Genomic DNA, 13,246 nt, shown 5'->3' on the forward strand with positions numbered 1-13,246 from the left:
TCTGTTAAGCGCTCAAGCTGCCTGCTTTCGAGACACCCTGCCCTTATTTCAAACTCGCCTTCAATTCACTACCGGCCTGCAGCATCGCCGAGCGCACTGCCGGTACTTTGGCCAGCACATTCAACAAACCAAAATCATGGATCATGCCCTTGTAGCGCACGGTCGTGACCTTGACGCCTGCGGCATCGAGTTTGCGGCCATAGGCTTCGCCTTCATCGCGCAGGACATCGAATTCTGCGGTTTGTATCAGGGCGGGTGGCAGGCCAGTCAATTGCTCATTAGTTGCACGTAATGGGGATGCGTAAATTTCCTGGCGTTTGGCAGCGTCGGTCGTGTAATTGTCCCAGAACCATTTCATCATATTGCGTGTCAGGAAGTGGCCATCGGCAAACTGCTTATAGGATTCATTATTGAAATCAGCATCTGTTACCGGCCACAACAGGATTTGTGAGCGCAGTTTGGGGCCGCCCTTATCCTTGGCCATGAGGCTGACCACCGCCGCCATATTGCCGCCTACGCTATTGCCTGCAACAGCCAGACGGCTGCCATCGACCTGAATTTCCTTGCCGTGTTCTGCCACCCACTTGGTGGCGGCATAAGCCTGCTGGATGGCGACGCCATAACCCGCTTCTGGTGAGGGTGTGTAATTGACGAAGATGGCAACGGCACCGGATTCTGCCACCAGGTCGCGCACCAGTCTTTCATGGGTAGGATAATCGCCGAGTACCCAGCCGCCGCCGTGGAAGTACATAAAGCCGGGCAAGGTTTTTTTGACGCCAGCCGGGCGCACGATCGTCAGTTTGATGTCGCCACCATCGACCTTGATGATTTTTTCGGATACATCAGCAGCAGGCAATGTCAGCTTGACGCCAGCCTGTGCACCGACCAGTACGCCACGTGCATCAGCTACTGGCAATTGTTCCAGCGGCTTGCCGCCCCCTGCTCCCAGCGCTTGCAAGAAGGCCTGGGTAGTCGGCTCAACACCGGGGCTGCCTGCTGCAAAGGCATTGCTGATGGAGAGGCTGATGGCGGTTGCAGCTAGCAGGGATTTCAGATGTGTCATGGTCATTTCCTTTTCATGTTATGGCAGTGTGATTACTGCGCGGTGACTACGTTGGGGTGCTACAAACTGGTTTTCTTTCTTCTTGCCAAAATCTTTTTCCAGGCTTTTCTAGTCATTAATTTAAATAATCAACTATTAAATAGTGCACTATATATTTACCAAGCTACTGAAGGCGTAACAAACTCACGGGCAGACAAAGTCGCCCATGCTTATAGCGTCATTAGCCATCTCTTCAACATCAGCCATGTCCGCAATATCCCGTAAAAGCGGCTTTAGCCGCGAACATCCAGCCGTGTCGATTATTCAAGTTGCGCAGCGATTCGCGACTGAAGCCGCTCCTACTTCATCAATGCAAATCAGCACAAACAAATAAAATAATAAGCTATTAAATAGCACGCTATATATTTAATACTCCAAAAATCTCTGGACTATCCTCACACATTCTTCATCAATGCTGCACGCAGAGCCAGTATCTCTTGCTTGAGGTCACGCGCCTCATCGGCTGAACACTCTGCTGCGCACAAGACCGAGGTCGGCAGACTGGCTGCCTGCTTGCGCAAATCACTGCCGGCCTTGGTCAGCGAAATGATGACCTGGCGCTCGTCTGCGGCTGACCTGACGCGGTTGATCAACTCCTGCGCTTCCATGCGTTTGAGCAGGGGTGTCAGTGTGGCTGAATCCAGTATCAGGCGCTCACCTATGTCATTGACGGTTTGCTCATCCTGCTCCCACAAGACCATCAGCACCAGGTACTGCGAATAGGTGATCCCCATTTGCTTGAGCAATTTGCGGTACAGCTTGTTCATTGCCAGCGAAGTCGAATACAGTGCAAAACAAAGCTGGTCACCGAGTTGCGGCGTTGCCGTTTGCTCTGCTTTTGCTGCTGATTTGGCGTTTGCGGTTTTCATGCTTTGCATTTTAAATAGTGCACTACTTATTTGCAAGCTATTTTTAAAATATTTATTGATCAGGATGTGCCAGGCACACCCTGAATAGCTACAATTATTTATTGGCGACGCACTTGAACTCGATCTCAGCTTGCGCATCCGATGTGAACGGCACCATGTCTTTCTGCGTTGCCTTGATGATTTCTATCGTTTTATTTTTCGAAGCACAATACTCATTGGCATCTTTCAAAGCTTCCGCTTTTACTTTTGAGCCAGTAGTATCAACGCCTTTTCTTGAGTTTGAAATCATATAAGTGTCACTGCCCGTCGCTACCACACCAGACGACGATGCGCACGCGGACAAGATCAATGCGGGAATCAGAAGAGATAATTTTTTCATGGGCTTGCCACATAAAGGAAGATGCACGAACCGTGCTCGTGCATCTGTAATGTTTATTCGGTATGGTTCTGGCTCTTTGGATAGGCCTTGAGCCGTGACTTTACAAAATCACGGCTTGCATCATATTACATGATGTATGACTATAAAAACATTACCATGAACTTCAAGTTCCAATTTTCCACCCCACACTAATTTATGCAAGTCTAGCCACAGAAATTTTCTAAGTCCGCACCAAACGCAAGTCCGGGCGTTTGTGTGGCACATGTCCGGTCACTGTTGCGCTAACCACCTGCAATTGCGACTTCGCCTTGTGCCCTGCGCCAGGTTTGAATCCATTACTCAGCCGTGTCAGATGGCTGGCATGCTGCTCCATTAGTTTGGCGGCTGTCGTGGTGGCGCTGAGCAGGACAGCGTCCTTGCGGCTGGCATAGTCGAGATCACTGACGGTATGCCTGATCTGTCTGAGGTCTGCTTCCTGTTTTTTGCCTGCGGCATCGATTCCTGCCATGAGCTTACTGGCATGCTGCAGGGTGAACAGCAGCTTTTCTGCATCGGCATTGTTCTGGCTGGTCAGCCTGCCAGCGCGGTCCAGGCTTTCCCATGATTCATTAAGCAGGTTCTTGATTTCATGAACGGCACAGGCAACGCCTTGTGCAAGGCCGCGCACTTCGGATGTAACGCTGGCAATGTGCAGTTCAGCGCCCTCAGCCTCCTCTGCAAGCTCCGCAGCCTTGCCTTCTATCGTACTCCTGAGCACTGCGGTGTCGAGCTGGAAAACAAGTTCATCTATCACCTGGATGTTGGTGTCCAGCTTGTCCCAGGCATGCCTCAATTCTGTCATGGCGGTCATTGCCTCGCTGCCCGCCTGCGCTTTTTTAATGGCAGTTTCGCTGGCCTCGTCAGCAAGCTGCATGGCCTGGCGCGCCTGTCCAGAATTCTGGCGTATGGCTGTGCTCAGGTCCCTGGCGGCCAGGTTAATCTGTGTATGCGAGGCGGCCTGCTGATCCATGCGTGAGGATAGCTGCACATTGTTATTCTGTATTTGCACGGATGTCCTGGCAATGCTGCCAGTATGGCGGTGCAAGTCCTTGCCGATTTTTTCCAGCTCTCTTTGCAGTTGCTGCAGCGAGGACAGCAAGCTGGCATCATCATGCACATCTGGCGTGATACTGACAGTGTGATTACCATCTGCCATTTGCCTGGCTACCTGCGCCGCATAGGCAGGCTCACCGCCGAGCTGACGGTAGATCACATGAATGAGGAAATAAGCCAGTGCTGCGGCCAGCACCAGGCCCATGCCTATGGCGGCCCACATCAGATTGCTTATCCTGGCATAAGCAGCCTCGGCACTGCCGTATTCTTTATTGAGTGTATCAAGTTGCAGGCTGCGCAGGCTGTCCATTGCGCTGATGACGGGGCCCTTGAGTTTGTCTGCGGCCAGTCTGATTTCCCTGAGACTGGCGACGTCAGCGGCGTGCATGGCCTTGATCGCAGGCAGGGTCACTGCATGGTCGAAGCTGAGACGTGCTGCACTGAGTTCATCCGCTTTTTTCCTGGCATCCTGTGACATGGGGAGTGTCGCAACGTCGAGCCATAACTGTTCTATGGCGCGCCTGTCGTGTTCCATGGTATCGGCAAGGGTACTGAGTTTTCCGGCGTCCGGTTCAGCCAGTGCTGCCAGGATGGCATGCCGGTTTGCCAATAACAATTTGTCCATGCTGGCGAGCTTATACAGCCCCAGGCTGCGCTCTTCATGGCTGCTTTTCAAACTGTCATGCGAGGCTTTCATCGAATACAGACCTGTCAGCCCCAACAACAGCATGAGTGTGCTCATGATACCCATCACCAGCATGAGTCTGGTTTTCAACGTCGTCTTCATTGCCCGGCCCCGGTCGTGAATCTGTATAAATAAAATAGCAAAATCCAGAACTCCCTGCGACCTCAATGCTTGTCATGTTTTTATTTTTTCAAGACCAGATCGCAAGCGGAATTCTTTTACTGTATTAAACAGGAAGTTATAAGAGAATTGCCCGATGGAAAACCGTATTTAGCAATGTTTGACCGTGTGCAATATGAATTCACATTCCTGTGTAAATGGCATCATCAGTATCTGGATAAACCATCAACTGCGACTTACCATTTCAGCAGATTAACTCAGTGAAGGATACGGTTACGTGCAGAACACTCATGGACCTGTTTAAAATTCCTGTCAAAAAGACCTTCTTATGTGTGGTATCGAACTGTTAAGACTTGCAAGAAAGCGCATGCTCAGCTCTCCACTCACCCTGAAGGACAAGACAATGATTGATACTACTTCCAGTACTTATACTCCCGGCAGCTCTACAAATGGTCACAAGGGTCCGGGCCCTGAACTGATGGGTGCCAACACCCTGACTGGTGACAATGTCGTCAACCAGGCGGATGAAAATCTGGGTGACATCAAAGAAATCATGCTGGATATGCGCACTGGCCGTGTTGCCTACGCGGTCGTGGCTTTTGGTGGCATTCTGACCATAGGCGAAAAACTGTTTGCGGTACCGTGGTCAGCACTGACGCTGGACACTACCAACAAACGCTTTGTCCTGAACATAGAAAAGAGCCGTTTTGAAAATGCACCAGGCTTTGACTCTGATCACTGGCCAGATATGGCAAACCAGGCCTGGGCAGATTCCATACACAGCTACTACGGCATGACTGTCTGACTGCATGACGAAGCGCTGCAGGCGCAGATCGCAGGGGTCAGAATGACGACCCTGGTCTATGAACAGCAGCATTTCGTTTTTATCGATGATGAATAGCATAAACCGGCACTGCAAGCGCAAGCTTGGCAGTGCCGTTTGCTTTAAAGAAGCAAATCCCTCCATTGGGTGGTTGATCGCCGGAACCCAGTGCCGGACTGTTCTTCCAGATTCAAACCGGCACTCAAAATTTGCTGTCTGTGTACGCTATCGTACCGATCACTTTCATTGCGGCGCACATACTGGAGGCTCCAATTCTTATGAAGGAAAAGATGATGATTGATATTAATTCCAACATTTACGATACGGGCCCGGGTAACAATGATCACAAGGGGCCTGGCCCTGAGCTCATGGGTGCACGCACGCTGACAGGTGACAATGTCGTCAACCATGCCGACGAATACCTGGGTGAAGTCAAAGAGATCATGCTGGACATGCAAGCCGGGAGGATAGCCTATGTGGTCGTCGCCCACGGTGGCTTGCTGGGCATAGGCGAAAAACTGTTTGCCATCCCCTGGACAGCGCTGACACTGGATACAGTCAATAAACGCTTCATCCTGAATATAGAAAAAAGCCATTTCGACAATGCCCCGGGATTTGATCCTGAGCAGTGGCCAGACATGGCAGATGAAATTTGGGTGGATTCAGTACACGCCCATTACGGCACGAAAACATGAAGCAGTAATCAGCTAAGCCTTAACCAAGCATCAACTGAGCATCAGCAAAACAAGAGAACAGGAGAAAGACATGGACTACACAGAAATGCAGTTTGCCTTCAAGGTATATGAAAAAGCCCTCAACAAACGCAGCCGTCATTTGATACGGACGCCAGAATCTGTACGTGAAGCGGAAGAAGCAAAATACACTTTGCAAATGGCGGTCAATGATGTGCTGGCTGAAACGCGTGAAGTAGCGACGATGATCAGGACCAGCCCGTATTGATGGCAGCAATGCCATCTGCAATCGTGCAATACTGCAATGGCAGTCTTTAAACATAGCAGCTCTTAAAAGGGCTGCTATTTTTTTGCCGTTTTCAACAAGCTGCCACAGCCACTGGCCTGATCCGGCCCGGTACTCACCAGTGGCAAGAGTGCGGCAAATGGCGTCAGCAGGGCCAGGCCTATGGCACCACCGGCGCGCAGGGCCATCACACCCTTATCGACTGAGACCTGGGGATGCAAAAAAGTGCCGCGTACATACAAAGGGGCACGCAGGGAGAAGACACGCAAGCCTTTGCTATTGGGCTTGATGGTCAGGTTCAGGTCCTCCTTTTGCATATTGATACTGCCACTGATGTCTATCAGTGCTTCGTCAGTATCAACCAGGAAACTGCGGGCATTCATTTGGCCATCTTTCACGGCAAAATCTGCGAGCATGCAATTGAGTTTGACCTGTTTATCACCAGACAGTCGGGTCAGGATGACGTTACCTATGTTCAGGCCCATTTCTTCCAGCAAGAGCTTGCTGACCGTGCCACGGTCTATCATGCTGCTGAGCTCGCCATTCGATGTTCCCAGCAGACCGGCGACAGAACTGCCGGTCGCGGTCAGGTTGCCGTCGGCATTGATCTCGCCGACTGTCAGCTTTGATGCGGCCAGTGTCGGGATGAATTTTTGCAATTGTATATGCCGCGCAACAAGCCGCATTTTTGCCCGTATGGCATGCGCCTGTGTCTCTTCATCGCCCTGCTCGCCTGGCTTGTTCTTGTTGCCGCCACTGCCGTCGAGGGTGATATGCGCCTGCAATTGCCCGCCTGCAAGTTCAAAACTCAGAGGCAGCATGCTGATGACACCATCTTTCATGATCAGCCTGGTTTGCAGCTTGTGTATGGGCAGCACTTTTTCACGTATCAGTTTGGTGGCGCTCAGGTTCACGTCTGCATCAATGCTGCGCCAGCGCTCAGTACGAAAATTTTCTACCGGCAGGAGTTTATCACCCGGTTGTACTGCAGCCATGCCACGTTTGAGTTTGTTGGCATTGGAATCAGCACCGACCAGTGGCGCCAGGTCGGCGGATTGCAGTACCTCTGAACTCATATTCCCTTGCAAAAGTGGGCGCAGCTTGTCTGCCTTTCTGGTCTGGTAATCGAGGCTGCCAGCGAGGTCACTGGAACCTACCTTGCCTGTGAACTTTTCATATTTCCAGTGATTATCTATCTTGCCAAGGGTGGCACTGAGATGGCCAGCAGTGCTGTATGCCGGTGTCTCAGGCAAGACTATGCCAGTCAATGGATACAGTCTTGCCATGCTGTTGCCCGAGATTTGTAATTGCATATCGACCGCAGCCAGTTCGCTGGGCTTGGTGACACTGCCTTCAACACTGACCCTGGTTTGCCCCATTTGCAACTGCGCCATGATGGGGAAAGGCTGGGTCTGGTGCTGTAAGCTCAGGATGGCCCCGGCCTTGCCGTTGCCAGTGATGGCTTCACCGTGTAGCTTACCCTTGAGCTTCCAGCTGATGCCGTAATTGGCCTCCGTCGTCAGGCTTTCTATATCGGCGACGACATCGGCATGGCGTATGGCATCGACATAATGCACTTTGCCCTGGCTGAGTACCAGCCTGCGTAGTTCCAGCCGCCACGGAGATGCATTGCTGCTTTTCCTGAAGGTCCAGTTATTGCTGCCATCGGCAAAGCGTTGCAGGGACAGGCTGCTGCCATGGAAGCGCAGCAGGGGTATCTCAAGTCGTTTGTCCAGCAAGGCCAGCGGATTCAGGGAAAACGAGACTTCATTGATCTGTGCCATGTCTTCTGTCGGCGCGGTGGCAGATTTTGCGGATACGGCAGATGCGGCAGATTGCCTGGCTGGTGGCGCTCCAGCCAGAATATCCGGCGGCTGGCCAATATGGATATCTTGTGCCAGCAGATGTGGCCAGGGTATCTTGCCGCGCCAGCCAGTCGCGTTTTCCGGCCCGCTGAGCTGCTTTTCCCAACTGAGTGCCAGGTTGCCACGTATGCTGAAGGGCCGCCCCAGTGCTTCGCTGGTGCGTTCATTGAGCCAGGGCCTGGCACGGTTCCAGTCCATATTGAGCAGGATCAACACAGCAACGGTCAGCAGCACGATGATGCCGGACAGTAGCCAGAGGCTGATACGCCATATTTTATTGTTGAGTTTCATGGATCATCTTCTTTTTCGCCAGCCTACAGGCTAACGCAAAACTATATAGCTCTATGTACGGCAGCGTACTGACCTTATTTTTGGTGAGGGATATAAAGGAGCCTGGACGAAAAAAATCGTCCGTCTGAATTCTCTCTCTTAATTTAACCGGAATCTCATCATGCATGAAGTCAATAGCAATCTCCGCAATGGCATGGACACTGCTGCCATCCGCGAAGCAGCCAAAAATCTTGATGACGGTGCAGTCACTGCAGGTTATCAAGGCAATCGTGAAGAAGTCATCGCCATGCTTAATGGCGCACTGGCTACGGAGCTGGTGTGCGTCTTGCGCTACAAACGTCATTATTACACTGTTTCAGGCGTGCACAATGGCCCTATCAAGGCAGAATTTCTGGAACACGCAATAGAAGAACAGGCGCACGCTGATTTGCTGGCAGAACGCATCGTCCAGCTCAATGGCAAACCCGACTTTAACCCCGCCACACTGACTGAACGCAGTCATGCTGAATATGATGATGCCGAAGATGTGCGTGCGATGCTCAAAGCCAATCTGATTGCTGAACGGGTCGCCATAGAATCATACCGTCAGATGCTGGCAAAAATCGGCGACAGTGATCCAACCACGCGGCACATGCTGGTCGGGATCATGGCTAAGGAAGAAGAACATGCGGATGACATGAGAGATTTACTGGCTTGAGAACCAAGGCAACACCAAGGCCGCAAGCAGTTTCAACAACCGTTTCAACAATTGCAGCGCCCAACCCCACACTGAAAGGTAAGCATCATGCTCGAATCTGATTTTAAATCTGTCAACAAAGACATCAAAGTATTACTCAAGGATGCTCAGGCATTGCTGACCGCTGCAGCATCCCTCACCGGCGAAAAAGCCGATGAGATGCGCGCACGCGGGATGAAGATGATAGACTCAGCCATGCAAAAGACGCACGACGCTCAGGCATCAGTGCTCGCCACCGGCAAGCAGGTGGCTGAATCTACCGATACTTACGTCAAGGATCATCCCTGGAGTACCCTGGGAGCAGCAGCCACCGTGGGTTTGCTGGTTGGCTTGCTGTGCTGCCGTAAATAGCAGGCTATCGTAACAAGCCATACAGGCTTACTACAACAGTAAGGTCAAGAAAGCAGAAGCAGCCCTGTTCCAGTATCAGGGCTGCTTTTTTCTTGCCTGCGCTGCCAGCGTAATCTGCTCTACACAAAATACCCTCAGTTGCTGCAAGACCTGGGCTACCGCCTGATTGCTGGCGAGCACGCTGCCATAGGCATCTTCACTCGCAGTGGGGATACTGATGCTGAATTCACGCCAGGCCATGACCTGCTGAGTCTGGCGGTCAGACAAATGGGCGCGCAGCTTGAACTGAACATGGCTGGGCTTGCTGCTGAAGTCTTGTTGCAGACTCAACAGCTCAAGGTCCAGACGGTAAGTTGTCAGCGTCGCATTGGGTGCTTGCAGAACAGCCTTGAACATGCCGGTCGATTCCAGCGCCGTTGCCACCAGCGGCATGAGCATTGCAGCGGGCGGCTTTTGCCACTGGCTTTGCTGGAATTCTTCTACCTGATACGGCTGGCGTGTATAGAGCATGCGACTGGTGTCAAAACCGGCAGCCGCGCGGATATTGCCAACCAGGATACTGGCCGTGACATTGGCGGGTGCGACTGAGCTGCCGGGCGCGGTGGCCTCCAGTCTGTAGACGGCCATGGGCGGCACATTGGCAGGCTGCAGGGCGGAGCAGCCAGTCAGGGCGATTGCCATGATGGAGACAAAACTGCTTGCGGTTAAGTGTTTCATGGGGTGACTCCTTTAGTTTTATTTAGCTTCGCCCGGACCTGCCGGTGGGGTTTGCCGCCCTCTGATCAGGCTGCTGGGATTATGTTCTGTCTGCTCTATGAGACGGGTCATCGAGGCTGACAGGGTCGTCAGCTCTGCCATTAGCCTCTGCAATTCCGGCAGGGTATCGCTGCTTAACTGGCGCACACCGCCACCGAGCTCGTCTGCAGTTTTCCTGGTGCTGTCGCTGGCCATGCCTGCCTTGTCTGCCATGCTGGCGACGGCATCGGCACTCTTGCCTATGCGCTGGAACAAGAGATCAATCTTGGCACTGGCCTGTGCAGTGTTGGCGGTGGTGATGGCGGCATTGCTGATGGCCATGCGCATGGCATTTTTTTGCGAGGCCAGTGTATCCATGACAGTTGAGGTATCACGCAAAATCTTGCCAAAGGCAGCGCGGTTTTCATCATTCAGTATTGCGTTAACATTGGCGGCTGTACGGTCGAGATTGGCCAGCACGGCACTCAGTACATTCTCCAGCCTGGCACTGAGTGACGGCTTGGTGGGTATCTGTGGATAAGCCTGGCCTTCCCTGGCCTGCAATAATGGCGCTGCCGGTGAACCGCCGCTCAACTCGACATAGGCAATACCGGTCAGGCCCTGGGTCTTGAGAACAGCCAGGGTATCAGTCTTGATGGGTGTACCTGCAGCGATGGCGAACACCAGTTGCACTTGCTGGGGATTGGCAGGGTCAAGGCTGATAGTGCGCACCTTGCCGACATTCACGCCCTGGTATTTGACAGGCGCATCGAGGTTCAGGCCCGCCACCGACTCATTGACGATGGATTGATACAAGACAGTCTGCTGACGTTTTCCCAAACCGACGGAAAGCCACAATACCGCGGCCACCAGCAGCGCGCCCAATGCCAGCACAAAGGCACCGACAGCGGCATAATTTACTTTGGTTTCCATGGGGTTCCCTGTGCGCTCTTGTGTACGCTGTTGTGATCATTCTTTTGCTCGTTCCTGAATTCAATGTCGCCTGCCTGTTGCGTCCGTTGCGCCTGTTGCTGTGCAGCCCTGCCACGTGCGCCATCAAAATAATCGCGGATGACGGGGTGCTGCAGTTGCGATAATTCTTCCATGCTGCCCACTGCCAGCACCTTGCCCTCACCCAGTACCGCTACCCTGTGTGTGACTTGCCATAGCAGGTCAAGATCATGGGTGATCATGACAATGGTAGGCTGGTACAGCTCGTGCAAATGACGCAGCAGGGTATCGAGCCCACCGGCGCTGGCCGGGTCCAGCCCGGCAGTCGGCTCATCAAGAAACAATAGCTCAGGGTCCAGCGCCAGTGCCCTGGCCAGTGCCGCCCGCTTCAACATTCCGCCACTCAGCTCTGCCGGGTAAAGGCCCGCAGCTTCGGGCTTGAGGCCGCTTATTGCGAGCTTGAGTGCGGCGATATCATTGATGCTTTTATCATCCAGCTCACTGTGCTCACGCAAGGGCAGGCCGATGTTCTCTGTGACAGTCAGGGTGCCAAACAGGCCGCCTTTCTGGAACATCACGCCGCAGCGCTGCCGTAAAGAGCTGGCTTGCTCATCGCTGATATCAGCCAGGTCCATGCCCAGCACTTTGACCGTGCCTGAGTCTGGTGTATGCAACAAGATCATCTCGCGCAGCAAGGTCGATTTACCAGAACCGCTACCACCAACAATTGCGAATATCTCGCCACGGCGTATCTGCAAGTCCAGGCCTTCATGCACGATCTTGTCACCAAAGCGGGTGCAGACTTGCTGCATGTCTATGGCGTAGTCATACGCTTGCGCCGGGCTTGTGGGCTGGTCTGTATTCATTAAAGTCCCAGCAAATTAAAGATGACGGAAAATACCGCGTCGAGCACGATGACGATAAAGATCGCCTGCACCACACTGCGGGTAGTCTGGCGACCGACACTGTCGGCATTACCTCTGGTGCGGAAGCCCTGGTAGCAGCCGATGATGACGATCACCGCGGCAAACACCAGTGATTTACCCAAGCCGATGAGCAGGGTCTTGAGCGGGATCTCCGTGGCAAAGCGATCAACAAATTCATGCATGCCCACATCCAGCTGGCTACTGGCCATCAGCATGCCGCCAATGATGCCGATCAGGTCGGCAAACAGGGTCAGCAAGGGCAAGGCTAGCATCAGCGCGATGAGTTTTGGTAGCACCAGTAACTCTATGGGTTTGATACCTATGGTTTGCAGGGCATCGATTTCTTCTGTGACGACCATGGTGCCTATCTGTGCCGCATAGGCAGAACCAGAGCGGCCAGCAATGATGATGGCCGTGATCAGCGGTGCAAATTCACGCAGCATGGCGTAACCCAGCAGTTCAACGACAAAGATATTCGCGCCATAATGCTTGAGCTGGTCTGCTCCCTGATAGGCGATGACGATACCGAGCAAGAATGATGTGACACCGACTATGGGCAGCGCTTCAAAACCGGCGATCTGGATATTGTGCAGGATAGTGCGACCACGCCAGCGGCGCGGATGCAGGAACAGGCCCAGCAGGCTGACAGCAGTTTCCCCTACAAAGCTCAGTAGCGCCAGGTTGTCTTTGAAGATATCGACAGTGGCTTTGCCGGCTCTTGCCAGCACGCCTGGCATCATTTTGTCCGGAACAGCATCCTGTGGCAATTCACCCAGCCCATCAAGCATTTGCTGATATTGCGCAGGCCAGCCTTGCATGCTGATCAGCACACCGCTGTCACGCAATTTTTTCAAACGTGTTTGCAAGACCCAGGCCGTGATGCTGTCTATCTTTTGAATTTGCTGCCCGTCCAGTTGCAATACCGCTGCATGCCGCATGAGCAGGCCATCAAGCTGACGCATGACATTGCCAAGCTGGCAAACTGTCCATGTACCGGAAAATTGCAGCACGCCCGGCGCAGTTTGCAGTATGCGGGCAGGCATGCGCGCTGGATCATTGGCAGCCCTGGAGCTGGCAACTTCGCTTGCCACCCTGGTGGCAGATTTGATGGGACTGACAGGAGCAGCAGGCATGATGGATTCTTTTATTTGCACACGCTCAACAGCTTGCCGTTTAACAGAAACTTAATCTGTGCGCTGGCGTACTCAGAAACTGAGTAAACACAGGAAAACAAGCACTTGCGCAAAACCACTCCAGCGACCCTTACTGTATTTGCATACATATTTGCATGCGGTATGGGCCACCGTTTGTGCTGGAGTGATCTTGCGTAAGTACTCCTTTCC

At 52.8% G+C, this 13,246-nt stretch carries 14 protein-coding genes; 5 read left to right on the forward strand and 9 right to left on the reverse strand.

The annotated features are described in order from the left end of the window. Positions 1-43 precede the first annotated feature (43 nt). The 4 genes from UNDYM_RS21875 to UNDYM_RS21890 form a co-directional block, all read right to left on the reverse strand. Positions 44-1,063, reverse strand: coding sequence for an alpha/beta hydrolase (locus tag UNDYM_RS21875; protein WP_162042988.1), 1,020 nt, complete (start codon positions 1,061-1,063; stop codon positions 44-46). 434 nt (positions 1,064-1,497) lie between these two features. Continuing rightward, a complete protein-coding gene (locus UNDYM_RS21880; protein WP_370529362.1) occupies positions 1,498-1,980 on the reverse strand; it encodes a MarR family winged helix-turn-helix transcriptional regulator in 483 nt (160 codons plus the stop codon). Between the two features lie 85 nt (positions 1,981-2,065). Then, positions 2,066-2,350, reverse strand: coding sequence for a hypothetical protein (locus UNDYM_RS21885; protein WP_162042990.1), 285 nt, complete (start codon positions 2,348-2,350; stop codon positions 2,066-2,068). Between the two features lie 220 nt (positions 2,351-2,570). After that, complete coding sequence (locus UNDYM_RS21890) at positions 2,571-4,229, reverse strand: Tar ligand binding domain-containing protein (protein WP_162042991.1); 1,659 nt, start codon at positions 4,227-4,229, stop codon at positions 2,571-2,573. A gap of 421 nt (positions 4,230-4,650) precedes the next feature. On the opposite strand from UNDYM_RS21890, the gene UNDYM_RS21895 reads away from it, so the two are divergent. From UNDYM_RS21895 to UNDYM_RS21905, 3 genes are all read left to right on the forward strand, one after another. Further along, positions 4,651-5,052 (forward strand): PRC-barrel domain-containing protein, encoded by a 402-nt coding sequence (locus UNDYM_RS21895; RefSeq protein WP_162042992.1) that lies wholly within the window; start codon positions 4,651-4,653, stop codon positions 5,050-5,052. Between the two features lie 311 nt (positions 5,053-5,363). Beyond that, positions 5,364-5,765, forward strand: a complete 402-nt coding sequence (locus tag UNDYM_RS21900; RefSeq protein ID WP_162042993.1) for a PRC-barrel domain-containing protein — start codon at positions 5,364-5,366, stop codon at positions 5,763-5,765. A gap of 70 nt (positions 5,766-5,835) precedes the next feature. Next, positions 5,836-6,030: a hypothetical protein gene (locus tag UNDYM_RS21905; RefSeq protein ID WP_162042994.1), complete on the forward strand. Its 195-nt coding sequence runs from the start codon at positions 5,836-5,838 to the stop codon at positions 6,028-6,030. Between the two features lie 74 nt (positions 6,031-6,104). On the opposite strand, the gene UNDYM_RS21910 is transcribed toward UNDYM_RS21905, so the two are convergent. Then, positions 6,105-8,204, reverse strand: a complete 2,100-nt coding sequence (locus UNDYM_RS21910) for an AsmA family protein (RefSeq protein WP_162042995.1) — start codon at positions 8,202-8,204, stop codon at positions 6,105-6,107. Between the two features lie 160 nt (positions 8,205-8,364). On the opposite strand from UNDYM_RS21910, the gene UNDYM_RS21915 reads away from it, so the two are divergent. Together UNDYM_RS21915 and UNDYM_RS21920 are read left to right on the forward strand one after the other, a co-directional pair. Continuing rightward, the gene (locus UNDYM_RS21915) at positions 8,365-8,901 is read left to right on the forward strand and encodes a ferritin-like domain-containing protein (RefSeq protein ID WP_162042996.1); all 537 of its coding nucleotides are present in this window, start codon (positions 8,365-8,367) and stop codon (positions 8,899-8,901) included. Between the two features lie 87 nt (positions 8,902-8,988). Next, complete coding sequence (locus tag UNDYM_RS21920) at positions 8,989-9,291, forward strand: YqjD family protein (RefSeq protein WP_162042997.1); 303 nt, start codon at positions 8,989-8,991, stop codon at positions 9,289-9,291. Between the two features lie 75 nt (positions 9,292-9,366). Here the strand turns inward: UNDYM_RS21920 and UNDYM_RS21925 are convergent, their stop codons facing one another. From UNDYM_RS21925 to UNDYM_RS21940, 4 genes are read right to left on the reverse strand one after another with little or no spacing between them, the layout of a single operon-like run. Next, positions 9,367-10,008, reverse strand: coding sequence for an ABC-type transport auxiliary lipoprotein family protein (locus UNDYM_RS21925; protein ID WP_162042998.1), 642 nt, complete (start codon positions 10,006-10,008; stop codon positions 9,367-9,369). Between the two features lie 18 nt (positions 10,009-10,026). After that, positions 10,027-10,959: an MlaD family protein gene (locus UNDYM_RS21930; RefSeq protein WP_162042999.1), complete on the reverse strand. Its 933-nt coding sequence runs from the start codon at positions 10,957-10,959 to the stop codon at positions 10,027-10,029. Next, entirely contained in the window at positions 10,944-11,843 is a 900-nt protein-coding gene (locus UNDYM_RS21935; protein ID WP_162043000.1) for an ABC transporter ATP-binding protein, read from the reverse strand. The genes UNDYM_RS21930 and UNDYM_RS21935 overlap by 16 nt, the downstream gene beginning before the upstream one ends. Then, a complete protein-coding gene (locus UNDYM_RS21940; protein WP_232063564.1) occupies positions 11,843-13,036 on the reverse strand; it encodes an ABC transporter permease in 1,194 nt (397 codons plus the stop codon). The genes UNDYM_RS21935 and UNDYM_RS21940 overlap by 1 nt, the downstream gene beginning before the upstream one ends. Between the last annotated feature and the right edge of the window lie 210 nt (positions 13,037-13,246).

This window comes from Undibacterium sp. YM2, from assembly GCF_009937975.1.
Classification (GTDB): domain Bacteria; phylum Pseudomonadota; class Gammaproteobacteria; order Burkholderiales; family Burkholderiaceae_D; genus Undibacterium.

What these genes read in the sequence shown, in the direction of transcription:
- UNDYM_RS21890 (WP_162042991.1), bottom strand. Translation starts at nt 4,229, where the DNA reads ATGAAGACGACGTTGAAAACCAGACTCATGCTGGTGATGGGTATCATG.
- UNDYM_RS21940 (WP_232063564.1), bottom strand. Translation starts at nt 13,036, where the DNA reads ATGCCTGCTGCTCCTGTCAGTCCCATCAAATCTGCCACCAGGGTGGCA.
- UNDYM_RS21915 (WP_162042996.1), top strand. Translation starts at nt 8,365, where the DNA reads ATGCATGAAGTCAATAGCAATCTCCGCAATGGCATGGACACTGCTGCC.
- UNDYM_RS21910 (WP_162042995.1), bottom strand. Translation starts at nt 8,204, where the DNA reads ATGAAACTCAACAATAAAATATGGCGTATCAGCCTCTGGCTACTGTCC.
- UNDYM_RS21875 (WP_162042988.1), bottom strand. Translation starts at nt 1,063, where the DNA reads ATGACACATCTGAAATCCCTGCTAGCTGCAACCGCCATCAGCCTCTCC.
- UNDYM_RS21925 (WP_162042998.1), bottom strand. Translation starts at nt 10,008, where the DNA reads ATGAAACACTTAACCGCAAGCAGTTTTGTCTCCATCATGGCAATCGCC.
- UNDYM_RS21920 (WP_162042997.1), top strand. Translation starts at nt 8,989, where the DNA reads ATGCTCGAATCTGATTTTAAATCTGTCAACAAAGACATCAAAGTATTA.
- UNDYM_RS21880 (WP_370529362.1), bottom strand. Translation starts at nt 1,980, where the DNA reads ATGCAAAGCATGAAAACCGCAAACGCCAAATCAGCAGCAAAAGCAGAG.
- UNDYM_RS21885 (WP_162042990.1), bottom strand. Translation starts at nt 2,350, where the DNA reads ATGAAAAAATTATCTCTTCTGATTCCCGCATTGATCTTGTCCGCGTGC.
- UNDYM_RS21930 (WP_162042999.1), bottom strand. Translation starts at nt 10,959, where the DNA reads ATGGAAACCAAAGTAAATTATGCCGCTGTCGGTGCCTTTGTGCTGGCA.
- UNDYM_RS21900 (WP_162042993.1), top strand. Translation starts at nt 5,364, where the DNA reads ATGATTGATATTAATTCCAACATTTACGATACGGGCCCGGGTAACAAT.
- UNDYM_RS21905 (WP_162042994.1), top strand. Translation starts at nt 5,836, where the DNA reads ATGGACTACACAGAAATGCAGTTTGCCTTCAAGGTATATGAAAAAGCC.
- UNDYM_RS21935 (WP_162043000.1), bottom strand. Translation starts at nt 11,843, where the DNA reads ATGAATACAGACCAGCCCACAAGCCCGGCGCAAGCGTATGACTACGCC.
- UNDYM_RS21895 (WP_162042992.1), top strand. Translation starts at nt 4,651, where the DNA reads ATGATTGATACTACTTCCAGTACTTATACTCCCGGCAGCTCTACAAAT.